Source organism: Isoptericola halotolerans (assembly GCF_045689585.1).
Lineage (GTDB): Bacteria > Actinomycetota > Actinomycetes > Actinomycetales > Cellulomonadaceae > Isoptericola > Isoptericola halotolerans_B.
On sequence record NZ_CP140108.1, the window covers coordinates 3,738,629 to 3,761,023 of the forward strand.

General features: G+C 74.1%; 25 protein-coding genes, 2 tRNA genes and 2 pseudogenes. 15 read left to right on the top strand and 14 right to left on the bottom strand.

The annotated features are described in order from the left end of the window. Positions 1–28: 28 nt before the first annotated feature. The 4 genes and pseudogenes from UQW22_RS17555 to UQW22_RS17570 all read right to left on the bottom strand — a co-directional run. Positions 29–1,606: a GTPase gene (locus tag UQW22_RS17555; protein WP_407318463.1), complete on the bottom strand. Its 1,578-nt coding sequence runs from the start codon at positions 1,604–1,606 to the stop codon at positions 29–31. After that, entirely contained in the window at positions 1,603–3,258 is a 1,656-nt protein-coding gene (locus UQW22_RS17560) for a GTPase (RefSeq protein ID WP_407318464.1), read from the bottom strand. Before UQW22_RS17560 ends, UQW22_RS17555 begins: the two co-directional genes overlap by 4 nt. 90 nt (positions 3,259–3,348) lie before the next feature. Beyond that, positions 3,349–3,669, bottom strand: coding sequence for a DUF3467 domain-containing protein (locus UQW22_RS17565; protein ID WP_407320850.1), 321 nt, complete (start codon positions 3,667–3,669; stop codon positions 3,349–3,351). 159 nt (positions 3,670–3,828) lie between these two features. After that, positions 3,829–4,074, bottom strand: a pseudogene (locus UQW22_RS17570) (group I intron-associated PD-(D/E)XK endonuclease); the annotation flags it as partial. Between UQW22_RS17570 and UQW22_RS17575 the strand changes: the two are divergent. Then, positions 4,042–4,115: transfer RNA gene (locus tag UQW22_RS17575), tRNA-Arg, on the top strand. The pseudogene UQW22_RS17570 and the gene UQW22_RS17575 sit on opposite strands and share 33 nt — an antisense overlap. Positions 4,116–4,211: 96 nt before the next feature. On the opposite strand, the gene UQW22_RS17580 is transcribed toward UQW22_RS17575, so the two are convergent. Then, positions 4,212–5,420, bottom strand: coding sequence for an MFS transporter (locus UQW22_RS17580; protein WP_407318465.1), 1,209 nt, complete (start codon positions 5,418–5,420; stop codon positions 4,212–4,214). A gap of 184 nt (positions 5,421–5,604) precedes the next feature. Between UQW22_RS17580 and UQW22_RS17585 the strand changes: the two genes are divergently transcribed. The 7 genes from UQW22_RS17585 to UQW22_RS17615 all read left to right on the top strand — a co-directional run bounded on the left by UQW22_RS17585 (position 5,605) and on the right by UQW22_RS17615 (position 10,018). Continuing rightward, on the top strand, positions 5,605–5,799 hold the full coding sequence (locus UQW22_RS17585) for a hypothetical protein (RefSeq protein ID WP_407318466.1): 195 nt from the start codon (positions 5,605–5,607) through the stop codon (positions 5,797–5,799). Between the two features lie 130 nt (positions 5,800–5,929). Next, complete coding sequence (gene orn, locus UQW22_RS17590; protein ID WP_407318467.1) at positions 5,930–6,568, top strand: oligoribonuclease; 639 nt, start codon at positions 5,930–5,932, stop codon at positions 6,566–6,568. A gap of 69 nt (positions 6,569–6,637) precedes the next feature. Further along, positions 6,638–6,713 (top strand) — tRNA-His (locus tag UQW22_RS17595). A 198-nt stretch (positions 6,714–6,911) separates the two neighbouring features. Next, on the top strand, positions 6,912–7,745 hold the full coding sequence (locus tag UQW22_RS17600; protein WP_407318469.1) for an ABC transporter ATP-binding protein: 834 nt from the start codon (positions 6,912–6,914) through the stop codon (positions 7,743–7,745). Further along, positions 7,742–8,380 (top strand): ABC transporter permease, encoded by a 639-nt coding sequence (locus tag UQW22_RS17605; protein ID WP_407318470.1) that lies wholly within the window; start codon positions 7,742–7,744, stop codon positions 8,378–8,380. The genes UQW22_RS17600 and UQW22_RS17605 overlap by 4 nt, the downstream gene beginning before the upstream one ends. Beyond that, on the top strand, positions 8,380–9,066 hold the full coding sequence (locus tag UQW22_RS17610; RefSeq protein ID WP_407320851.1) for an ABC transporter permease: 687 nt from the start codon (positions 8,380–8,382) through the stop codon (positions 9,064–9,066). Before UQW22_RS17605 ends, UQW22_RS17610 begins: the two co-directional genes overlap by 1 nt. Before the next feature lie 40 nt (positions 9,067–9,106). Next, positions 9,107–10,018 (top strand): ABC transporter substrate-binding protein, encoded by a 912-nt coding sequence (locus tag UQW22_RS17615; protein WP_407318471.1) that lies wholly within the window; start codon positions 9,107–9,109, stop codon positions 10,016–10,018. 127 nt (positions 10,019–10,145) lie between these two features. On the opposite strand, the gene UQW22_RS17620 is transcribed toward UQW22_RS17615, so the two are convergent. Beyond that, complete coding sequence (locus tag UQW22_RS17620; protein ID WP_407318472.1) at positions 10,146–11,057, bottom strand: RimK family alpha-L-glutamate ligase; 912 nt, start codon at positions 11,055–11,057, stop codon at positions 10,146–10,148. A 24-nt stretch (positions 11,058–11,081) separates the two neighbouring features. Further along, entirely contained in the window at positions 11,082–12,560 is a 1,479-nt protein-coding gene (locus tag UQW22_RS17625; RefSeq protein ID WP_407318474.1) for a dihydrolipoyl dehydrogenase family protein, read from the bottom strand. Positions 12,561–12,793: 233 nt separating this feature from the next. On the opposite strand from UQW22_RS17625, the gene UQW22_RS17630 reads away from it, so the two are divergent. The 5 genes from UQW22_RS17630 to UQW22_RS17650 are packed head-to-tail and all read left to right on the top strand — an operon-like array spanning position 12,794 to position 17,244. Continuing rightward, positions 12,794–13,480 (top strand): biotin transporter BioY, encoded by a 687-nt coding sequence (locus tag UQW22_RS17630; RefSeq protein ID WP_407318475.1) that lies wholly within the window; start codon positions 12,794–12,796, stop codon positions 13,478–13,480. Positions 13,481–13,482: 2 nt separating this feature from the next. Continuing rightward, positions 13,483–14,883, top strand: coding sequence for a class I adenylate-forming enzyme family protein (locus UQW22_RS17635; protein WP_407318476.1), 1,401 nt, complete (start codon positions 13,483–13,485; stop codon positions 14,881–14,883). Continuing rightward, positions 14,880–15,992 (top strand): acetyl-CoA C-acyltransferase, encoded by a 1,113-nt coding sequence (locus tag UQW22_RS17640; RefSeq protein ID WP_407318477.1) that lies wholly within the window; start codon positions 14,880–14,882, stop codon positions 15,990–15,992. The genes UQW22_RS17635 and UQW22_RS17640 overlap by 4 nt, the downstream gene beginning before the upstream one ends. Beyond that, the gene (locus UQW22_RS17645; RefSeq protein WP_407318478.1) at positions 15,989–16,669 is read left to right on the top strand and encodes an energy-coupling factor ABC transporter ATP-binding protein; all 681 of its coding nucleotides are present in this window, start codon (positions 15,989–15,991) and stop codon (positions 16,667–16,669) included. The genes UQW22_RS17640 and UQW22_RS17645 overlap by 4 nt, the downstream gene beginning before the upstream one ends. After that, positions 16,666–17,244 (top strand): energy-coupling factor transporter transmembrane component T family protein, encoded by a 579-nt coding sequence (locus UQW22_RS17650; protein ID WP_407318479.1) that lies wholly within the window; start codon positions 16,666–16,668, stop codon positions 17,242–17,244. Before UQW22_RS17645 ends, UQW22_RS17650 begins: the two co-directional genes overlap by 4 nt. A 281-nt stretch (positions 17,245–17,525) precedes the next feature. Here the strand turns inward: UQW22_RS17650 and UQW22_RS17655 are convergent. The 7 genes and pseudogenes from UQW22_RS17655 to UQW22_RS17685 all read right to left on the bottom strand — a co-directional run. Further along, a pseudogene (locus UQW22_RS17655) lies at positions 17,526–18,548 on the bottom strand (ABC transporter permease subunit); the annotation flags it as partial. Further along, complete coding sequence (locus UQW22_RS17660; protein WP_407318480.1) at positions 18,545–19,003, bottom strand: ATP-binding cassette domain-containing protein; 459 nt, start codon at positions 19,001–19,003, stop codon at positions 18,545–18,547. The gene UQW22_RS17660 and the pseudogene UQW22_RS17655, both read right to left, overlap by 4 nt. Then, the gene (locus UQW22_RS17665) at positions 18,901–19,455 is read right to left on the bottom strand and encodes an ATP-binding cassette domain-containing protein (protein ID WP_407318481.1); all 555 of its coding nucleotides are present in this window, start codon (positions 19,453–19,455) and stop codon (positions 18,901–18,903) included. The genes UQW22_RS17660 and UQW22_RS17665 overlap by 103 nt, the downstream gene beginning before the upstream one ends. 58 nt (positions 19,456–19,513) lie before the next feature. Continuing rightward, entirely contained in the window at positions 19,514–20,320 is an 807-nt protein-coding gene (gene trmB, locus UQW22_RS17670) for a tRNA (guanosine(46)-N7)-methyltransferase TrmB (RefSeq protein ID WP_407318482.1), read from the bottom strand. A gap of 24 nt (positions 20,321–20,344) precedes the next feature. After that, positions 20,345–20,752 (bottom strand): pilus assembly protein CpaE, encoded by a 408-nt coding sequence (locus UQW22_RS17675; RefSeq protein WP_407318483.1) that lies wholly within the window; start codon positions 20,750–20,752, stop codon positions 20,345–20,347. 55 nt (positions 20,753–20,807) lie between these two features. Beyond that, positions 20,808–21,101 (bottom strand): CPBP family intramembrane glutamic endopeptidase, encoded by a 294-nt coding sequence (locus UQW22_RS17680; protein WP_407320852.1) that lies wholly within the window; start codon positions 21,099–21,101, stop codon positions 20,808–20,810. After that, a complete protein-coding gene (locus UQW22_RS17685; protein ID WP_407318484.1) occupies positions 21,098–21,502 on the bottom strand; it encodes a hypothetical protein in 405 nt (134 codons plus the stop codon). Before UQW22_RS17685 ends, UQW22_RS17680 begins: the two co-directional genes overlap by 4 nt. A 64-nt stretch (positions 21,503–21,566) precedes the next feature. Between UQW22_RS17685 and UQW22_RS17690 the strand changes: the two genes are divergently transcribed. Together UQW22_RS17690 and UQW22_RS17695 are read left to right on the top strand one after the other, a co-directional pair. Then, a complete protein-coding gene (locus UQW22_RS17690; RefSeq protein ID WP_407318485.1) occupies positions 21,567–22,136 on the top strand; it encodes a DUF2975 domain-containing protein in 570 nt (189 codons plus the stop codon). Next, positions 22,133–22,390, top strand: coding sequence for a helix-turn-helix domain-containing protein (locus tag UQW22_RS17695; protein ID WP_407318487.1), 258 nt, complete (start codon positions 22,133–22,135; stop codon positions 22,388–22,390). Before UQW22_RS17690 ends, UQW22_RS17695 begins: the two co-directional genes overlap by 4 nt. Positions 22,391–22,395 lie beyond the last annotated feature (5 nt).

A 22,395-nucleotide genomic window follows, 5' to 3' on the forward strand; every position in this document is an offset into this window, starting at 1 on the left:
CGGCACAGTGCCGGCCGCAGCCCCAGGCTCAGGCCGAGGCGGAGGCCCTGTCGCCCTCCTCGGGGACATCTGTGGACGGCGACCCCGCTGTGGGCAGCCTCAGCGCCCCGGTCAGCGGACGCGACGACGGCAGGTCACGCGCGGACCGTGCGAGCTCACGCACCCGCCGGTGGTCGACGAGCACGCGCTGCGTCGGCTCACCGAGATGCTGGACCAGCACGTCACGGAGCGCCGCGCGGCCACGGCGGGCGACCTCCGCGGAACGTCGCCGGGCGCGCCGGCGCCGCATCGCCACCCGTACAACGGTCAGCACCACCGCCGTGACGAGGAGCAGCGCACCCGCACCCACGAGCACCTGGCCCCACGGCGCGGGGACGTCGAGCACCTCCGTCAGAGCGAGCGCTCCCACGACCCCCAGCACCAGGCCCAGGGCCGCGCACGCCCACGCCGCACGGCGCATCGCTCGCGACGACGCCGGCCCGCGCACGTCCAGGTCGACGCCCTTGAGCGCACCCGACACGGCGGTCCGCAGCCGGTCCGCACCCGCCACCGACTCCGCGAGCGAGCGCTGCCACCCCGGCCGCAGGGCCGCACCGGCCCTCGTCAGCCAGCGCGCCCGAGACAGGGCGATCGTGTCCCGGTCGGGCGCCGGCAGCTCGGGCATGCCGTACCCGTTGCGCACCGCCGCGCCGACCTGGCTCGCGACGGCGTCCAGCCCGGTGGCCCCGACCACGGGCTCGAGCTCGCGCTCCACCGCCGCGTCCAGCTGCCACGGCACGTCCGAGGGGGTCTGCGCGAGGAGCGCGCCCGCCGCCGCGTCCAGCTCGGCGGCGGCCCGCCCCGCGGCCACCGAGCGTCGTGCGCACGCCTCCTCGAGGATCTCTCGCACCCGGGCGATCCCCTCGCCCGTCTTCGCGGAGGCAGGCTGCACGTGGACGCCGGTCAGACCGTCGTCGGTCACCAGGCGGCCCAGGTCCTCGACCAGGTTCTCCCGCTGCGAGTCCGGCACCGTGTCCACCTGGTTGAGCACCAGCACCATCGAGGACTCGGAACCGACCTGCGCCCGCAGGTACCCGGTGTGCAGCGCGTCGTCGGCGTACTTCTGCGGGTCGACCACCCACACCAGCAGGTCCACCAGCGGCAGCACCCGGTCCACGACCTCGCGGTGCGCCGGCTCCACGGAGTCGTGGTCGGGCAGGTCGAGGAGCACCAGGCCGGCGAGGCCGGCCGCGCCGTCGCCCTCGAGGTCCTCGCTGTGGGTGATCCGACGCTCGCGGTCGACGCCGATCCAGTCGAGCAACGAGTCCGCGCCGTCGGACCAGGAGCACGCGGTGACACGTGCCGTCGTCGGACGCTTGACCCCGACGTCCGCGAACGACAGCCGCGAGATCTTGTTGAAGAGGCTCGACTTGCCCGAGCCGGTACCTCCGGCGAACGCCACGACGGTGTGGTCGACACCGAGCTCGAGGCGGCGCCGGACGCCCCCGACCGCGGTCTCGACCCGCTGGGCGGTGGCACGGTCGAGCCGGGGCCCCGCGAGCGCGAGCGCCTCGGCCAGGTCTTCGGTGCGCGCGCGCAGCGTCGCGTCGTGCGAGGCCGTCGTCATGTGAGTCTCCTCAGCTCGGCGAGCCGCAGACGCAGCGCGGTGGCGGCGTCGTCGGCCAGGTCGGGTGAGTCCAGCCGTTCCCGGACGGCGTCGATCTCGGCAGCGACGACGGCCGCGGCGCGGTCAGCGAGGTCGTCGCGCAGGACCTCCGCCGGCTCCGTCGCGGTGTCACCGACGACCCGGTCGAGGAGCCGGCCGGCGTCGTCGCTGCCGGCGGCGGCGGCGAGCAGCAGCGTCGCCAGACCACGCTCCCCGAACGCCTTCGCGGCCGCCCGGACCGGGGCGCCGGCGTCGGCTCCGAGCATCCCGGCGACGCGGCCGTCCGCACCGGAGACCCATCCCGCCACCGTGCGCTCGGCCGCCTCGGCGCGCGCGTCCGCCCGCGCGTCGACCTCCGGCGCGACGTACGACCCGCCGGCCGGCGCCGCCGTGCCCCCGAGGACGGCCCGCAGCCGCTCCTCGACGCGGGCCCCGGCCGCCGTGAGGGTACGCCGGGCGGCAGCCTCGACGTCGTCGCGCAGCACCTCGAGCGCCTCCGACCGGGTCCGTCCGGCCCGTCGTGTGCTGCGCGCCCGGTCACCGCGGACCTTGACCCGGTCGATGCCGGCCGTCCCGGAGAGCTCGCGCCACCGGGCCTCGACGGACGCCCCGGCGACCACTCCCGCGGCCACCGCCTCCCGGGCAAGCTTCTCCGCGGCGGGGAGCTCGGCGTCGACCGCTCGCCGCAGCGCCCTCGCGGCGTCCGCCTGCGCCTCGACGGCGTCGGCGAGCGAGGTCACCCAACCGGGCAGCGCGGCGAGCGAACCCTTGAGGGTGCGCACGACCACCGCGCGGGAGCGGTCGGGGCCGGCGAGCATGTTGAGCCACCGCTTGATCTGCCGCACGACGGACTCGTCGAGCAGACCCTCGTGGGGACCGACGTCCGGCACCACGAACAGCGGGGTGTCCGTCATGCCGTGCGAACGCAGGCGGGACATCAGGTCGCCCCGGACCGTGGTGAGGTCGGCCTGCGGCACCCGGTTGAGCACCATCGCCACCGACGCGCCGCGCTCGGTGGCCCGCGCGAGCGCCTGCCAGGGCAGCGCGTCGCCGTACCGCGAGGCCGTCGTCACGAAGAGCCACAGGTCGGCGCCCTCGAGGAGCTGCTGGGCGATGGAGCGGTTCTCCTGCACGAACGAGTCGAGGTCGGGGGCGTCGAGCAGGGCGGTGCCGCGCGGCACCCCGCCGTGGTGGATCACCCGCGACAGGCGGGTGATGGGCCCCTGGGCGATCACGTCCTCGTCGGCCGGGTTGAACGCCAGGACGGGCTCGCGCGTGGTGGGGCGCAGCACCCCCGCCGCGGAGACCTCCTCGCCGAGCAGGGAGTTGTACAGGGTGGACTTGCCGGCGCCGGTCGACCCCGCGACCACGACGACGGCGGGTGAGCTGAGCTCCGCGAGCCGCGGCAGCAGGTGCTCGTCGAGCTGGGCCAGCAGACGGTCCCGGGACGCCGTGGCGTCGTCCGCGCCCTCGATCGGGAGCGGGAGGCGCACACCGGAGACGTCGCGGCGCAGGTCGCGGGCGACGTCGTGGACGGTGAGGCCGAGCTCCTCGGCCGCAGCGGCGTCCGGCCGCCCGCCGCGGAAGCGGGAGGCGCGCGTGGAGGATGTCACGCGCTCATCCTGGCGTGCGCGGCGGTCGCTGCCAAACGCGCGCGCCGTGCGGGCCGGACTTCTCTTCCTCGCCGACGACGGGGCGGGCCGTCAGTCCTTCGCCCCCGACCCGTCGGCCTTGCGTCCGGTCTCCCGCTCCCAGGCGTCGAGCTGCTGCGTGAGCGCCCGGGCGAGCTCGAAGACCTGCTGCGGGGGGATCCGGACCCTGGACACGACCCGCGCGGGCATCACGCGGCCACCGGTCGGCGTGCCGGTCGACTGGTCGACGGCCGCCTTGGCCGGGGACTTCGCGGCCACGAAGTCCAGCACGAACGACGCCGAGGTGTGCCAGACCGACGCGAAGTCCGCCGGCACACCCGCCTCGTGCTCGCTGGGCAGGTCGACCTGGAGCTTGAGCTCGGAGCTCGCCATGACGGTCCTCTCTTCGGCAGTCCGGGAGACGGTGCGGTCGTCCGACCGTACCCCTCGGTCGCGAGACGCCGTTGCCAGGGCCCCTCGCACTGGCAGGTCGTATCGACCCCCGGCACGATCCGCAAGACTGCGAGATCCGCCAGCATCGAGCACCCCGGTTCGTTGGCCGTTTCTGCTCGGCGTGATCCTGAGCGTGACCGACGCACCGTGGTCGCTCGGCCGGATGTCGTAGCACCCGTCGGTCTCAGGACAGTAGATGCAGACCACATCGATAGCGCTCTTGTCGACCGGCTTCGCGTGAGCGCCCTGCCGGTCGTTCCGGACGAACCGGTCGCCCGACGCCCTGACCCCTGGGCTAAACTCGGCACGCTTGCCTCCGTAGCTCAGTCGGATAGAGCGGGTCACTTCTAATGACCGGGTCGCGGGTTCGAATCCTGCCGGGGGCACCGATCTGGTCGCGACCGTGGCGAGCCGCTGCCACCAGCGAAGAAGCCGTGTGCGAGACGTGCTGGCGAGGGATGCCGTCGCCGGGGCCCACGTCGTCAGTCCGCGCCGGGGGCCGGGGTGCGCATCCGCAGCGCGACCAGGCCGCACACCAGGCACACGGCGACGTTGACGGCCACGAGGACCCGGTGGTCGAGGACGGCGAGCGCGGCCGCACCGGCCAGCGTCACCAGCACGCCGGGCAGGTTGAGCACCACGTGGCTGGCGGCGCCGACGCGGCCCTGCATGCGGGCCGGCGTGAGCACCTGGCGCTCGGTGACGTAGGCGACCACGGCGCTGGTGACGGTGAAGCCCACGATCCCCATGCCGAGGACGGCCGGGACGATCCACGAGCCGCCGAGCGGGACCAGCCCGAGCGCGAGGCCGACGAGCCCGAGGGCGAACACCCGCACCCGGCCGAACCTCAGCATGAGGCGCCCGACGACGAGCCCGGCCGCCAGCCCGGCGACGCCTTGCAGGGCCGTCAACGGACCCAGCAGCGCCGCGTCGAGGCCCAGGTGCTCCAGGATCGCGAAGGCCACCGCGTTGACGAGGCCGACAGCCGCCATCGCCCAGAGGATCGCCGTGGTCATGCCCCCGAGCGGCGGTGTGGAGAACAGGAAGCGGAACCCCTCGGTGGCCTCGGCCCAGAACCCCTCCGCGGTCTCGCCGTCGGGCCGGGACTCCGTGATGCGCACGACGGCGAAGACGGCGGCCGACGCGACGAACGCGACGATCGCCGCGACCACCAGCGGTGCCGGGCCGATCCACGCGTACACGGCTGCGCCGAGCACGGGCATCGCGATCCGGAACACCTGGTCGATGGCGGCCAGCCGCCCGTTGGCGTGGCCCAGGGCCTCGTCGGGCAGCAGGTCCTTGAGCAGGCCGGACTGGCAGGCGGCCGTCACGTAGGCGACGGTCGCGTAGAGGACGGTGACGACGTAGACGACCCAGACGTGCTCCGCGCGCGAGACGGCGAGCAGCGGGACGAGCACCAGCGCCCCGGCCGCGTAGGTCCACACCAGCATCCGACGGCGGGACACGCGGTCGGTGAGGCGCCCGAGGAACGGCGCCGCCAGCGCCGGGACGCCGAGCGCCGCGAAGGTGGCACCACCGAGCGCCGCGCTGCCGGTGAGGTCGGTGACCCACACCGCCAGGATCAGGACGAGCACCGAGTCGCCGAAGTTCGTCAGCGCCCAGCCGGCGGTCAGGGTCCTGAACTGCGCGGTACGGAGCGCGGCGACGGGCGCGGGCACGGGTGCGGGCACCTGGCGCACGATACGGGAGCACGACCGGCGCGAGGCTGCTACCAGCGAAAAAGCCGTGCATCCACCACGGGCACGGTGCATGCTCGGAACAACACCGCGGTGACGCCCGTCCGGCCAGATGCCGGGCGGTCGGGTGGTCCCTGGCCCGGACCGACGAACCCACGTCACGAAGGAACCACGCACCATGCACCCGATCGAAGCGCACGCCGTCGCGCGCGCCATCCACCACGAGCGCCTCGCCGAGGCCGAGCGTGCCCGACAGATGCGTCGGCAGCGCGAGGCCCAGCCGGCGTCTCCCCGGGGCCGGCGGAAGCGCCGGACGTCCCGGCTCCGCCTCCGGCTCGTCGCCGCCCCCGCCCGGGGATGGCGAGCCGCATGACCGCCCGTCCGCACGACGCCGAGAGCCCCGGCCGTCACGACCACAGCGTCGAGACCGCCGGGGCTCTCCGCGTCCGCTCGGCGTCGTGCCCCGTCCCGGACCGTCGGCGTCGGAACGTAGGCTGGCACCTGTGAGCCCGAGCAACCCGAACGACCGCATCGTCTGGATCGACTGCGAGATGACCGGCCTCGACCTGCGCGCGGACGCGCTCGTCGAGGTGGCCGCCGTCGTCACCGACTCCGAGCTGAACGTCCTGGGCGAGGGGGTCGACGTCGTCGTGCGCCCGCCCGCCGAGGCCCTCGAGCAGATGAACGACTTCGTCCGCCAGATGCACACCACCTCCGGGCTGCTCACCGAGCTCGACGGCGGGACCACGCTGGCCGATGCGGAGGCGCAGGTGCTCGCCTACGTCCGCGAGCACGTCCCCGAGATCGGCAAGGCACCGCTGGCGGGCAACTCCGTGGGCACCGACAAGATGTTCCTCGACCGGGACATGCCCGAGCTCGTCGGGCACCTGCACTACCGGATCGTCGACGTCTCCTCGATCAAGGAGCTGGCCCGGCGGTGGTACCCGCGCGTCTACTTCGCCTCGCCGAAGAAGAACGGCGGCCACCGGGCGCTGGTCGACATCCTGGAGTCGATCGACGAGCTGCGGTACTACCGCGAGGCGCTGTTCGTCCCGCAGCCGGGGCCGGACACGAAGACCGCCCGCGCCGTCGCCGCGCGGATCGAGGAGACCTCGGTCACGAACCGTCCCGCGATGTCCTGATCGCCCGGCGGAGCATGTACACTTTTCGACGGCTGAGGCACTCGTTGTCACTCGTCTGTCGAAGCCATGGTGGCTATAGCTCAGTCGGTAGAGCGCCTGGTTGTGGTCCAGGAGGTCGCCGGTTCAAGCCCGGTTAGCCACCCCACCGCACGAGGCCCGGAACACGCCAGGATCACTCCTGGACGTGCTCCGGGCCTCGTTCTCGTTGCCGGACGGGCACGCGCCGTCGCGGTGGTCCGGGGCGCCGGATCTCTCACCGCACCGGCGGGTTCTCTCGCGCGCTGCGCGCGAATGTGGTCGGGTAGGACGTCGGAACCCGCCGACCCTCGGGAGGGCCACCCCCATGATCGAGTTCCGCTCGGTGACCAAGACGTACCCCGACGGCACCCACGCCGTCGCGGACTTCGACCTCGTCGTGCCTCCGCACACGACGACGGTCCTGGTCGGCTCCTCCGGCTGCGGGAAGACGACCCTGCTGCGGATGATCAACCGGATGGTGGAGCCGACGGCCGGGACCATCGAGATCGACGGCGAGTCGGTCCTCGACCGGGACGCCGTCCGGCTGCGGCGCAGCATCGGGTACGTGCTGCAGAACGGCGGCCTCCTGCCCCACCACCGCGTGATCGACAACGTCACCACGGTGCTGCGGCTGGAGGGCGTGCCGAAGCGCGAGGCGCGCGACCGCGCCGCCGAGGTGCTGGACGTCGTCGGCCTCGACCGAGCCCTCGCCGAGCGCTACCCCAGCCAGCTCTCCGGCGGGCAGCAGCAGCGTGTCGGGGTCGCCCGGGCGCTGGCGGCCGACCCGAACATCCTGCTCATGGACGAGCCGTTCGGCGCCGTCGACCCGATCGTGCGCGCCGAGCTGCAGACCGAGACGCTGCGTCTGCAGCAGGAGCTCCACAAGACCGTCGTGTTCGTCACCCACGACATCGACGAGGCGTTCCTCCTCGGCGACCAGGTCGTCATCCTGGAGAAGGGCGCCCAGGTCGCCCAGATCGGCTCGCCGAGCGAGATCATCGAGAATCCCGCGAGCGACTTCGTCGCCAGTTTCATCGGTGCCGAGCGCGGCGCCCGGGCGCTGCACACCAAGCAGACCGACCGCGGCACCGTGCTCGTCGACGGCGTCGGTCGCACGCAGGGTGTCCTCGTCGAGGGGGACGGGCGGGGCGCTGCATGACCTGGGTGGCCGACAACCTCGACCTCGTCGGACGGCTCACCGTGGAACACCTGCGGCAGAGCGCGCTGCCCATCCTGCTGGGATTACTGCTCTCGATCCCCGCCGGCTGGGTCGCCTTCCGGTTCCGCCTGACGCGGGGGCTCCTGCTGACCCTCGTCGGGCTGCTCTACACCATCCCCTCGCTCGCCCTGTTCGCCCTCCTGCCGCCGCTGCTGGGCATCAGCTTCCTCAGCGAGGTCAACCTCGTCATCGCCCTGACGATCTACGCCGTGGCGATCATGACCCGGTTCGTCGCCGACGCCCTCGGCTCGGTCGAACCCTCGGTGCGCCAGGCGGCCGTCGCCGTCGGGTACGGGCCCTGGCGCCGGTTCTGGCAGGTGGACCTGCCGCTGGCGGGCCCCGTCGTGCTCGCCGGCCTGCGCGTCACCGCGGTGTCCACCATCTCGCTGGCGACCGTCGGCATCCTCATCGGCATCGACAACCTGGGCTACCTGTTCACGAACGGCTACCAGCGCCAGATCGTCCCGGAGATCCTCGCGGGCGTGGTCGCCGTCGTGGTCATCGCCCTGCTGGTCGACTGGCTGCTGGTCCTGCTCGGCCGTGCGCTCATGCCGTGGACGAGGAAGGGGGCGTGATGGACCTCTTCGCCGAGGCCTTCGCCTGGATCTTCTCCCCGGACCGGCAGACCGGCTCGTTGCCGCTGTCCGAGGCGGTCGGGACCCACCTGGCGTTCACCGCCGTCTCGGTGCTGATCGCCGCCGTGATCGCCGTGCCCCTCGGGTGGCTCATCGGTCACACGGGCCGCGGGCGCGAGGTGGCGGTCGCGCTGTCCGGCGCCGCGCGCGCGGTGCCCTCCTTCGGGCTCGTGCTGCTGCTCGTCCTCGTCCTGGGCGTCACCCACAAGGTCGGGGCGTCGATCACGGCGTTCGTCCTGCTGGCGATCCCGCCCATCCTCGCCGGCGCCTACGCGGGCGTCGAGGCGGTGGACCGGCGGGTGGTCGACGGCGCCCGCTCGGTGGGGATGACCCCGACGCAGGTGCTGCGCAAGGTCGAGGTCCCGCTCGGCCTGCCGCTGCTCATCGGCGGCCTGCGGTCGGCCACCCTCCAGGTGGTCGCCACCGTCACGCTCGCCGGCTACGTCGGCAGCTGGGGCCTGGGGTTCTACATCGTCCAGGGCATCCAGATCCGCGACTTCGCGCAGATCCTCGGGGCGGCGCTCGTCATCGTCGCGCTCGCCGTCGTCCTGGACGTCCTGTTCGCCGTCCTCGAGCGGGTCGTGGTCCCGGCCGGGGTCTCCACCCGGCGCACCAGCGAGAACTGACCGCACGTCCGTACGTCCGACAGCCCACGAAAGGCAGACCATGCGCACCACCCGACGCACCACCGCCCTCGTCGCCGGAGCCGCCGCGGCCCTGCTGACGCTGACCGCCTGCGGCGGCGACTCCGACCCGCTGGAGCAGGACACGGGCGAGCAGGCCATGGAGTCCGACACGATCGTCGTCGGCTCCCAGGCCTACTACTCCAACGAGATCATCGCGGAGATCTACGCCCAGGCCCTCGAGGCCGACGGGTTCACCGTCGAACGGAACTTCTCGATCGGCCAGCGCGACGCCTACATGCCGGCCCTCGAGAACGGCGAGGTGCAGGTCTTTCCCGAGTACACGGGCAACCTGCTGCAGTTCTTCGACCCGGAGACCACCGCGACCTCGACCGACGACGTCTACGTCGCGCTCCAGGAGGCTCTGCCGGACGGCCTGGCGGTCCTCGACCAGTCGGCCGCGACCGACCAGGACTCCTACAACGTCACGGCCGACTTCGCCGAGGCCAACGACCTGACGTCGATCGGTGATCTCGCCGACGTCGAGGAGGAGATCGTCGTGGGCGGCCCCGCCGAGCTCGAGGAGCGCCCGTACGGCCCGCAGGGCCTCGCGGACGTCTACGGCGTCGACGTGTCGTTCGAGGCCACCGGCGACACGACGGTCCAGGACCTCGTGGCCGGCACCGTCAACGTGGCCAACGTGTTCAGCGCCGACCCGCGCATCCAGACCGAGGGTCTGGTCACGCTGGAGGACCCCGAGGGCCTGTTCCTCGCCTCCAACGTCGTCCCCCTGGTCAGCGCGGACGTGGCCGACGAGGTCTCCGCCGCCATCGACCCGGTCAGCGCCGCGCTCACCCCCGAGGGACTGGTCGACCTCAACGTCCAGTCCACCGAGGAGGAGCGCTCCAGCGAGGACATCGCCGCTGACTGGCTCGCGGAGAACGACCTGGGCTGACCTCCGGTCGGAAGGACACCAGGTCAGGGCCGGGCCCTTCTCGGCGCGGTCGTCAGACCGGAAGCGGAGGGCGCGCAGCGCCCGTGAGCGCGACCGCGCCGAGAAGGGCCCGACCCTGACCGAACCGTCAGCCCAGCCGGCCGACGATGGCGTCTGCGAGCGCCCCGGCGGTCCCCGCGCCGCCGTCGTGCTTGAGCCACAGCGACGGCTCGGTGAGCTCGAGCTCGATGACCGTCGGGGACTCCTCGCCGCCCACCAGGTCGACGCGCGCGTAGAGGAACGGTGCGCTCACGCCGAGCTTCTCGTGGGCGACGGCGAGCGCGCGCCGGGCGACCTCGATCTCGGCGTCGGTCGCCTCGACGGGGCGCATCTTCTCGCGGGCGTAGAGCCCCTGGGTGGGCCGGCTCGGGCCGGTCAGCAGGGCGTTCTTGCGCACGGAGTGCCGGATCTCACCCTCGACGAAGACCAGGCAGGTCTCGCCCTGGGTGTCCACGCTGGTCACGTAGGGCTGGATCATCACGGCGCGACCGTCGTCGAGCAACGCCTTGGCGTGCTGGATCGCGAGCGCCCGGGACGCGGAGCTGACCGGCTGGTACCGCCCCGTGTCCTTGGCCCCGGCCGAGACGACCGGCTTGACGACGAAGTCGCCGAAGGCGGGCATGCGCGTGTGGATCGCTCGCTTGGACAGGTGCCGTTCGGGGTCCAGCCAGATGGTGGGGATGACGGGCACGCCGGCGTCGTCGAGCGCCTGCAGGTACGTCTTGTCGGTGTTCCACGCGATGACGTCGGCGGTGTTGGCCAGGCGGGGCACGGAACGCGCCCACTCGACGAACTCGTCACGCCGCGGTGAGTAGTCGTAGGTCGAGCGCACGACGACGAGGTCGTAGCCCGACCAGTCGACGTCGGGGTCGTCCCACACCACCGGCTCCGCGGTGACCCCGCGGGCGGCGAGGGCGGGGACGAGGGCGCGGTCGTCCGCCTCGAGGTCGGGCAGGACGGAGCAGGTGGCGAGTCCGACTCGCTTCGTCGTCGTGGTCACGGCCACGACCCTATCCGGTGGGCGTCAGAGCCCGAACTCCTCCAGGAAGCGCAGCCACACCTCCGAGACGGTCGGGAAGACGGGCACGGCGTGCCACAGACGGTCGAGCGGCACCTCGCCGACGACGGCGATCGTGGCGGCGTGCAGCATCTCGCCCGCGTCGGGCCCCACGAAGGTCGCGCCCACGAGGATCTTCCGCTCGGTGTCGACGAGCACCTGCGCTCGACCCCCGTACTCGGGGGAGGTGACACCGGCACCCGCGACGGCCGACAGGTCGTACCCGACCGTGCGCACGGGCAGTCCCGCGGCGCGCGCCTCGGCCTCGGTCGGCCCGACCCAGGCGACCTGCGGACGGGTGAACACCACCTGGGTCTGCGCGCCGTGGTCGGCCGTCGCGGCGTACCGGGTCCAGGCCCGCTCGCCCGGCGGCGGCACCGCGGCACCGCCGTTGTCCGGGCCGTACAGGGTGGCGACGACGTCTCCGGCGACACGTCCCTCGTACTTGCCCTGGTGCGTCGTCGCCACGCGGCCGGTGACGTCCCCGCAGGCGAACAGCCAGGGCCGCCCGCCGGCGGCACGTGAGGCGCCCTCCACGGCCATCGAGTCGTCCGTGGTCAGCGGCGCGTCGGTGGCCAGTCCGACGCTGTCCAGGCCCGCGTCGCCCGTCCGGGGCCGCCGCCCGGTGGCCACCAGCAGCTCTGCGGCCGTGACCCGCTGCGTCCCCCGACCGTCCTCGATCGTCACCGTGACCGGACCGCCGACCTCGGGACGGGACACCTCGGCCACCTCGGCACCGAGCCGGACCTCGACCCGCGCCTCCCGCAGCGCGTCGGTCACCGCGTCGCCCGCGAACCGCTCGGCCCCGCTCAGTAGCCCGCTGCGCGCCACGAGGGTGACCCGCGAACCCAGGTCGGCGTAGGCGGTCGCCATCTCGCAGCCGACCACACCACCGCCGAGGATCACGAGCGACTCGGGCACCTCCTCGGCGGCCGTGGCCTCGCGCGACGTCCACGGGTTGGCCGCACCTAGACCCGGCACCGGCGGCAGCACCGGTGCGCTGCCGGTGGCCACCACCACGGCGCACCGGGCGTGCAGGACGTGGGTGCCGCCGTCGTCCACGGGTCCGGGGCCCGGGGTGACCTCGACCGTGCGCTCCCCCACCAGCCGACCGTGGCCGCGCACCAGCGCGACCCCGACCGACTCGAGCCACTTCTCCTGGCCGGAGTCGTCCCCCTCGCCCGTCATCCGGTCCCGCCAGGCGAGGACGGCCGCGGTGTCGAGCGGTCCGGGGTCGGCCACGCCGGGCGTCGCGCGGGCCGCCGCACGCACCGCACCAGGTCGGAGCAGCGTCTTGGAGGGGATGCAGGCCCAGTAGGAGCACTCCCCGCCCACGAGCTCCGCCTCCACGACGGCGACCGAGAGCCCTGTGGCGGAGGCCCGGCCCGCCGCGTTCTCCCCGACGGGTCCGGCACCGATGACGATCACGTCGTACGTCTGATCCATGCGGGCATCGTGTCGTGCCTGGACCGCACCCGCCACCGCGTCGGCACCATGGCCGGTGTCACCAGCCCCGCCCGGGGCGGTTTGGTGGTTCCCGCAACCGCTTGTGGGATTCGTGCACGACGGCGCCGCACCGGTGGGCGCGGTGCCCGGCGCCCCCCGGGGGCCCGGGCCAGCAGAGTGGTTGCTGCACCGACCGGCACGGACGGTCCGCAACCGACGACCCAGGAGCACCGATGACCGAGACGACCGGACCGACCGGGCCCGCCACGACCGGTGCGGCGGAGCGCGGGGTCTCCCGCGGCCTGGACGCCGCCGACGCCGCGCGCGTCGCGACCTTCGCCGCACTGATCGCCGTGCTGGGCATGCCGGGGTCGTTGAGCCTGTTCGGCAACGCCGTACCGATCACCCTGCAGACGCTCGGGGTGATGCTCGCCGGTGCCGTGCTGGGCGCCCGGCGCGGCGCGCTGGCGGTGCTCACCCTGCTGGCGCTGGCCGCCGCCGGGTTGCCGCTGCTCGCCGGGGGCCGTGGGGGCCTCGGCGTCTTCGTCGGGCCCTCCGCCGGCTACCTCGTGGGCTTCGTCGCGGGGGCGTTCGTCGTGGGCCTGATGGTCGAGCGGCTCCGCCGGGTCTCGTTCATCGGGGTGCTCGTCGCGGCGCTGGTCGGAGGTGTCGGCGTGGTCTACGCGTGCGGCGTGCCCGTGCAGGCGCTCGTCACCGGCGTCCCCCTGACCCAGACCGCCTGGCTCTCGCTCGCCTTCCTGCCGGGCGACCTGCTCAAGGCGCTCGCCTGCGCCGCGATCACCGTCGCGGTGGCGCGCGCCTATCCCGCGGCGTTCCGCGGGCGCACGCCGGACCACCGCACCGCAGGCCACCGAACCCGAGGCCGCCGGACCCCGGTGCCCCACTCCCGGGAGGGCTGAGGGTGCCGGTCGCCCACCACGTCCTGCGCCACGCGGCCGGTCCCGGCGGGACCCGGCCCGCGCTGCGCTGCGGTGCCCGCACGCGGAGCTATGCGGACCTGGCCGCCGACGCCCGAGCCGGCGCCCAGCACCTGGTCGCCACGGGTACCCACCCCGGCGACCTGGTGGCCCTGCTGCTGCACGACCCGATGGACACGGTCGTCGCGCTGCTCGCGGTAGACCTCGCGGGCGGCACCGCCCTGGTCGCCGACCCCGCCTGGCCCGTGCACCAGCGCGCCGAGGTGCTGCGCGCGCTGACGCCCGCCGTCGTCGTGCACGTGCCGCTGCCCCGCGCGGCCCCTGGTGCGCCGGTCGGCGACACGGGCCCGGCCCCCGACGACGACGCCGTGGCCTGGGCGGGGTTCTCGTCCGGCAGCACGGGCCGACCGCGCGCCGTGGCACGCACCCGCGGGTCGTGGACCCGGTCCTTCGGGCACGTCACCGAGCTGACGGGCACCCGACCGACCGACACCGTGGCGGTGACCGGGCCGCTCGCCAGCTCGTTGCACTGCTTCGCCACCGTCCACGCCCTGGCCGTCGGCGCGTGCGCGCAGCTCGCGCCCGGGACCACCGCGACCACCGCGGCGCTCGCCACCAGCGACCTCGTCCACCTGGTCCCCTCCCGTCTCGACGACGTGCTCGACGCGCTCGACGCCCGCATGCCCTCACGCCTACGGACCGCCGTCGTCGGCGGCGCCGGTCTGGACCCCGTCCAGCGGGAGCGGGCCGCCGCCCACGGCGTCGACGTCGTGGCGTACTACGGAGCCGTCGAGCTGAGCTTCGTCGCGATCGACACCGGTGGCGGCCTGCGCCCGTTCCCGCAGGCGGAGGTCGAGGTGCGCCCGCAGGAGGGCACCCGCCTCGGGGAGGTCTGGGTGCGCTCGCCGTGGGTCTCGTCGGGGTATCTCGCCGGGGCTCGTGGACCGCTGCGACGCGACGGGGCGTGGGCCACCGTGGGCGACCTCGCCGAGGTGCCGGACGTGCCCGACGGTCCCCTGGTGCTGCGCGGCCGCGGGGACGGGGCGGTCCTCACCGCAGGGGCGACCGTCGTGCCCGAGGACGTCGAGGCGGCGCTGCGTCCCGTACCGGGCGTGCGCGACGTCGTCGTGGCGGGGGCACCGCACCGGCGCCTCGGCGCCGTGGTCGTCGCCGTCGTGGAGGCGGACGACCGTCCCGGCTTGCGCGTCCACCTGGAGCGGGTCGCGCGGGCCACGCTCGCGCCCGCCCAGCGTCCACGCCGCTGGTACCGGCTGGACACGCTGCCGCGGACCGCGGACGGCAAGGTGGCGAGGGCGGTGCTCGCCGCCCGGCTCGCCGGTACCGACCCGTCGGCGGACCCTGGCGACCTGGCGGTGCTGCGGTGAGCGTGATCGTCGCGGCGCGACGCACCTGGCTCGCCGTGGCCGGCCGCGGCCATGCCACGGTGGACGAGACGGTGCTGGCCGCGGCGGCGCTGACCGCCGCGGCGCGGGACGCCGCGCCGGGACCCGGGCCGGACGCCGTCGACGACGTCGTGCTCGGCAACGCGGCCGGCCACGGCGGCAACGTGGCCCGGCGCGCCGCTCTCGCCGCCGGGCTGGCCGCACCGGGCGTGACCGTTGACCGGCAGTGCGCCTCGGGGCTGGCCGCCGTCGCCGTCGGTGCCGCGCTGGTGGACTCCGGGCAGGCGCGCACCGTGCTCGCCGGCGGTGTGGAGAGCGGGTCGCGGGCGCCGTCGCGCGCGCACGGGCCCCTCGCCTACGAGCGGGCGTCGTTCGCCCCGCCGCCGTGGGCGGACCCCGGCCCCGGGCTCGCCGCGGACCGGCTCGCTCGCGCCCGCGGGATCGGCCGCGAGCGCCAGCACGCCTGGGCGGTCCGCTCGCACGCCCGGGTCCGGGCGGCACACTCCGCGGGCCGGTTCGCGCCCGAGACGCTGCGGGTCGGCGGGCTCTCGCGCGACGAGCACGCGCGCCCTCTCGACCCCCGTGTCCTGGACCGCCTGCCCGGAGCCTTCGGGGCCGACGGCACGGTGACCGCTGCCTCTGCCGCGCCGTCCGGCGACGGGGCCGCCGCGGTCGTGCTCGTGCGCGAGGACGCGCGCGGCGCGCTCCCGGGGCTGCGCGTCCGGTCGGCCGCCACGTGCGGGGTGGACCCCGCGTGGCCGATGCTCGGCCCGGTCGCCGCCGTGCGCGCCGTGTGCTCCCGAGCGGGCGTCCCGCTCGAGGCGGTCGCGGCGGTCGAGCTGGTGGAGGCCTTCGCCGCCCAGGCGATCGCCGTCACGGACGACCTGGGCGTCGGTGACGACCCCCGGTGGAACGCCGACGGTGGCACGCTGGGCCTCGGGCACCCCTTCGGCGCGAGCGGGGCGGTCGCCGTCGTACGGCTGTTCACGCGCCTCGTGACCGCGGGTGCGCCCGCGGGCACCGTCGGGCTGGCGACGGCGGCCGCGGCCGGCGGGACCGGGGTCGCCCTGCTCGTGGAGGTGGTCCGATGACCGACGTCGTGCTCGACGCCGTGCACGTGCACCACGGCGAGCGCGAGGTGCTGCACGGCGTCTCGTTGCGCCTGACCGAGCGCCGGGTCGCGGTCATCGGGGCGAACGGCTCCGGCAAGTCGACCCTGGCCCGCCTGCTCAACGGCCTCGTGCTGCCCTCCTCGGGCCGGGTGCTCGTCGACGGCCTCGACACGCGTCGGCGCGGGCGCGAGGTGCGCCGCCGCGTGGGGTTCGTCTTCACCGACCCGGACGCGCAGATCATCATGCCGACCGTCGCGGAGGACGTCGCCTACTCGCTGCGCCGGGCACGCCTCTCCCCCGCGCAGGTCTCCGCCCGGGTCGCCGCCGAGCTCGAGCGGCACGGGCTCGCCGGGCACGCCGACCACCCCGCCCACCTGCTCTCCGGCGGCCAGAAGCAGCTCCTGGCGCTGACGAGCGTGCTGGTGACCGACCCGCGCCTCGTCGTGGCGGACGAACCCACGACCCTGCTCGACCTGCGCAACACCCGGGCCGTCGCCGCCCGGCTGGCAGCCCTCGACCAGCACGTGGTGCTGGTCACGCACGACCTGGACCTGGTGGCCGGCTACGACCGCGTCCTCGTGGTCGACGGCGGACGGGTGGTGGTCGACGACGTCCCCGCACGCGCGGTGCCGGCCTACCGCCGGCTGATGGCATGAGCCCGCTGCACCGGCTGGGTGCCGGGACCAAGCTGCTGGGGCTGTGCGCCTGCTCCCTCGCGCTGCTCGCCGTGCGGACTCCGGCCGAGTCCGGGGTCGCCGTCCTCGGCGTGCTGGCGCTGTACGCCGCGGCCCGGCTGGGGCCGCGGGCGCTGTGGTCGCAGGTGCGTCCGCTGCGCTGGTTCGTGCCGGTGCTGGTCGCGGTGCAGGGGGCCACGCTCGGCCCGACAGCCGCGACCGTGCTCACCACCCGTCTCGTGGCACTGGTCGCCCTGGCGGGGCTCGTGACGCTCACGACACCGACCTCGGCGATCCTCGGCGCCCTGGAGCGTGCCCTGGGTCCGCTGCGACGGGTACGGGTCGACGCCGAGCGGGCCGCGCTGGTGCTCGCGCTGGCGGTGCGCTCCGTCCCGGTGCTGGCGAGCCTCGCCGGTAGTGTGCGTGACGCCCAGCGCGCCCGCGGCCGCGAGCACGACGTCCGGGCGCTCGCCGTACCGCTCGTCGTCGGGGCTCTGCGGCGGGCCGACGCGCTCGGCGAAGCACTGCGGGCGCGCGGCCTCGACGACCCCGGGTGAACCGCCCCGGCCGGCGCCCGCAGGAGGGGGCGGGAGCTCAGTTCCGCCGCACCGTGCCCGACGCCCGCGACCTCGAGACCGCGTCGACGGTCGCCGCGAGGACCAGCACGCTGCCGGTGACCATGAAGTTGACGCCTGCCGGAAGATTGAGCAACCCGAGGCCGTTGGTGATGATCGCGATGACCAGCGCGCCGACAGCGGCGTGCAGCAGTCGGCCGCCCCCCGAAGAGCGACACGCCGCCGACGACGGCTGCCGCGACGCCCGACAGCACGATCTCGCGCCCGGACGCGGCGTCGATCGAGCCCACCTTGCTGATCGAGAACAGGCCGGAGACTACGGCGAGCGTCGAGCAGAGCACGAACCCGGACCACCGGATCATCCGGACGTTGATCCCGGCGCGGCGGGAGGCCTCGGCGTTGCCTCCCACCGAGTAGACGTACCGCCCGAACCGGGTGCGGTCCAGCAGGAACGTGCCGAGCCACAGGATGGTCAGCACTATCGGCACCACCACGGGAACCCCTGCCACGACCGCCGCCGGAGAGGCCGAACGGTTCTGGCTGAGCACGCCGACGACGGCGCCGCCCACGGCGAGCACCACCGCGAGCTTGGCCCACACGAGCGTGACGGTGCGGTTCGGGACCCCGGCCCGGTCACGACGACGACGGTCCAGGACCGAGGTCGCGGCCACCACCGCGAGGATGACCAGGAGCATCACCCAGCCGCCCCAGACCGGCATGTTCGAGTTCTGGATCGCGAGGATCTCGGGGACCTGGAGCCGGTACAGGCCACCGTCGCCGATGATGGTCAGCGCGAGACCCTGGTAGCCCAGGGACAGACCGAGGGTGACGACGAAGGACGGGATACCGACCCGCGCCACGAAGAAGCCGATGACGAGCCCGGTGGCCAGGCCCGCCCCGAAGGCGGCGAGCAGCGCGATCGGCCAGGCGATGCCGAACACGTTGTCGAGCACGACGAACAGCGCCATCGTCATGCCGGCCGTCACGCCGGCGGACAGGTCGATCTCCCCCAGGAGCAGCACGAAGGTGAGCGCCATCGCCAGCATGACGAGCGTGGCCGCCTGGGTCAGCAGGTTCGCGAAGTTGCGCTCGGTGAGGAAGTAGGGGCTGAGGAACGTGAACAGCACGGTGAGGACGACGATCCCGGCGGACGCCGGCAGAGCGCCCATCTCTCCGCCGCGTACCCGGTCCCACCAGCCGCGGACCTGGTCACGGATGCCGCCCTCGACGCCGGAACCGATCAGCACGGCGTCCGGGCCGGACGCCGTGGTCTGGGTGCCGGTCATGTCGAGGCCTCCGCTCCTTGGTAGGTCTTGCTCCCGGTGATGTACCCGACGACGTCGTCGTAGGTCGTCGCCGCGATCGGCACCTCGGCCACCAGGTGGCCCAGGTAGAGCGGGGCGACGTAGTCGGCCACCTCGAACACGTCCTGGAGGTTGTGGCTGATGATGATGACCGCGACGCCCTGCTGCGCCAGCCGCTCGACCAGTGCGAGCACCTGGGCGGTCTGGGCCACCCCGAGCGCCGCTGTGGGCTCGTCGAGGATCACCACCCGGGCCTTCTTCAGCACGGCACGGGCGATCGCGACCGTCTGCCGCTGTCCTCCGGAGAGCGAGGCGACCTTCTGTCGCACCGACGTCATGGTGCGGACCGACAGGGACCGCAGGGCGTCCGAGGCCTCCTTCTCCATGACCCCCTCGTCGAGGGTGCCGTGGGACATCTCCTCGCGGCCGAGGAACATGTTCTGCACGATGTCGAGGTTGTCGCACAGCGCGAGGTCCTGGTAGGCACCTCGATGCCGAGGCGGGCCGCGTCACGCGGGCCCTGCAGCTCGACCCGCCGGCCGTCGAACAGGACCGTGCCGCTGTCGTACGGCTGCACGCCGGCCAGCCCCTTGATGAGCGTGGACTTTCCGGCTCCGTTGTCACCGACGAGCGCGGTGACCTTGCCGGGGTAGGCCCGGAAGTCGATGCCCTGCAGCACGCTGACCGGTCCGAAGCTCTTGCGCACGTCCTGCAGCTCGATGATCGGCACGTCGCTCATACCGTGGTCCCTCCTGTGGATGGGCGGGGCCTCGCGTCGTACCGGTGGGCACGGCGCGAGGTCCCGGTCGGCCGACGGCTCAGTACTCGATGCCCTGCTCGTCGCACTTCTCGGCGACCTCGCCCTGGCACACCTCGGAGGCCTCGGCATCGCCGTTCTCGATGACGGTCGCGACCCCGCGCCCGTCCGTGCGCGGACGGTGGGCCGCTCAGACGCGGACGTACTCCAGGTCGGTGATCTCCCGGCCGGCGTTCAGGCCCTTGCGCTCGAAGCTCGTCATGACCCGCCCCTCGAACCGTGGCGCGCGCCCACCCGGCCCGTAGGCGTTGCGGAACCCTTCGGCGGCGTCGCCGACCTTCAGCATCACCTCGCCGTACCGGGCCCAGTCCGTGGCCAGCCGCCAGCGGCCGCCGGGACGCAGCACGCGGGCGGCCAGCTCGGCGAGCTCCGGCGAGACGAGGCGCCGCTTGTGGTGGCGCTGCTTGGGCCACGGGTCCGGGAAGAACACCCACAGCTCGTCCAGGCTCGACTCGGGCAGGCCGTGACGCAGCAGCTCGGCGGCGTCGACCTGCATGATCCGCAGGTTGGCGAGCTCCTGGCCGGGGGCGCCGCCGGCGTCCGCGGGGTCCGCCCCGGCGTGCCCCGCACGGACGATCGTCTGCGCGACGCCGGGGGTGTAGACCTCGACCGCGAGGTGGTCGCGCTCCGGGTGGGTCGCCGCCGCGTGGACGATGCACTCCCCCAGGCCCGTCCCGATCTCCAGCACGAGCGGGGCCTGCCGGCCGAACTCGGCCAAGGCGTCGAAGGTCCAGCCGGGGTCGACGGAGAGCTCGCGGTGCTCGCGCGGCACGTCGACGAGGTACCGGAGGCGACGGGTGTCCCACGCGCGCTGCTGCCCGACGGTCAGACGCTCGGTGCGGCGCACGTAGCTGAGCGGGCGACGGAAGAAGTTCTCGCCGGCCCGTCGCTCGGTCGGCGGTCGGAGCTCGTCGGGTCGCGATGGTGTCTCGGGCACCGCACCAGGGTACGGCGCACGGGATCAGTCTCCGGACAGCTCCACCAGGGCCAGCAGCGCCTCTCCGTAGGCGTCGGCTGCCTCCGCTGCGGTGAAGGTCCGCGGCTGGTCGAGGAGGACGACCTCGACGACGTACCCGCCGTCGTCGTGCCGCAGGGAACGGAAGGTGCTGCCGAGCAGCGAGCGCAGCTGGTCCTCACGCGGGAGCCAGAGGGTGTCCTCGATGTCCACGGAGTCCAGCGCCCACTCGGTGGTCCCGTTGAAGCCGAGCACCGTGCCGGTGGAGAAGTGGTGGGCCTCGATCGTCAGGGTGGAGACCGTGAACACCTCCGCCGCGAGCTCCGGGGCGTCGATGTGGAACCGGTCACCGTCCGCAGGCTTCCAGATGAGCCCCGCGTCGCGCAGGCGGGTGGCGAGGTCGGTGGAGATCATCCGTCCATCGTGCCCCCCCGCGGCACGGGCGCAACCCTCGCGGGCCGTGGCCCGCTCAGCCGTGCAGGGCCAGCACGCCGACGATCGCCGTGGCGTTCCAGAGCATGTGCGCCACCATCGGGGCCGTGAGGCGGTTCGTCGTCGTGAACAGCACCGTGTAGACCAGCGCGGCCACGAGGATGGAGACGGCGTCGGACAGGTTGGCCGGCAGGTGCAGCGCGGCGAAGAACACCACGGAGACGACGACGGCGACGCGGCGGGCACGACGGCGGTCGCGGAAGACCCGGGGGACGCCGTCGACGAGGAACCCGCGGAAGTAGAGCTCCTCAGCGATCCCGCCGCCGATCATGCCGAGCACCAGCGCGACCAGCCGTTCGTGCCGACGTTGCGCAGGACCTCCTGGACCTCCGCGTTCGAGGCACCTCCGGCCAGCGGGACGAGCACCCCGAACTCGAGGAGGGCACGAGGCGGGACCGTCGCGGCGCCGAGGAGCGCGTCGCGACGCCACCTCGTGCGGTCGGCGCCCACCGCCCGCCACCCGAACCGGTGGCGTCTCAGCCACCAGCCGACGAGCAGGAGGGCTCCCACGAGCTGGCCCACGGCGAGCAGGACGAGCACGCCGGGCCCGTGGTCGCTGAAGACGTCGACGATCAGCGGCGGCGCGACGAAGCAGGCCACGACGCCGACCGTGAAGGTGGCGACAGCGCCGGCACGGGGTCGGGCCGGCGCCCAGGTCGTCGACGGGGTCATGGAAGGAGTCCTCACTCGGGTCGGGTGACGGACCGCACCCCGCCATATCGATTATCATGATGGTATGACGCAAGCACATCGATTGTCGATACGGTCCGACGGCCCCGACGACGCCCCTCACCCTGGCCGACGGCGGACGTCTGCCCGCGCGGCGGTGCTGACGGCGCTCATCGCGCTGGCCGCCGTCGGCGACGGTGCGCTGCTCCTCGGTGGCCCGACCACGACGACTCTGACGATCACCGCACCGACCCTCCTGCAGCGGCTCCTCGTCTTCGCGCCGGCCACCGTGCTGTGCGCCACCGTCGTCGTGTGCGGTGTGCTCCTGCGTCGGATGCTCCGCTCGGTCGAGGCGGGCGACCCGTTCCACCGCGACAACCCGCGACGGGTGGCCGCCACGGGCGTGATCGTGCTCGTCGGCGGCGTCGTGGCGGCGGGGCTCACGACCCTGGGACGCCTGACCGCCCTGGACCCCACGACGCTGGGCCTGCAGACCCCCGCGTCCGCCGTCGGCGGGCCGAGCGGCGCCGTCGAGCTCCCGGTGACCGCCCTCGTCGTCGCCGCGACCCTCTGGGTGGTCGCCGCTGTCCTGCGCCGCGGCAGCAGCATGCACGCCGACCTGCAGGGACTCGTGTGAGCAGGACGCACCGCACGGAAGAACCCGCCGCCCCGCACCGGGTCGTGTCGCACCTCGACACGCTCCTCGAGCAGCGCGGCATGACGCTCGCCCAGCTCGCCCAGGAAGCCGGCGTCACGGTGGCGAACCTCTCCGTGCTCAAGAACAACAGGGCCCGCGCGATCCGGTTCTCGACGCTGACGGCCGTCTGCGACGTCCTCGGCTGCCAGCCCGGCGACCTGCTGAGCGTCGAGCCACCGGCGCGGAACGCGTGACGCGA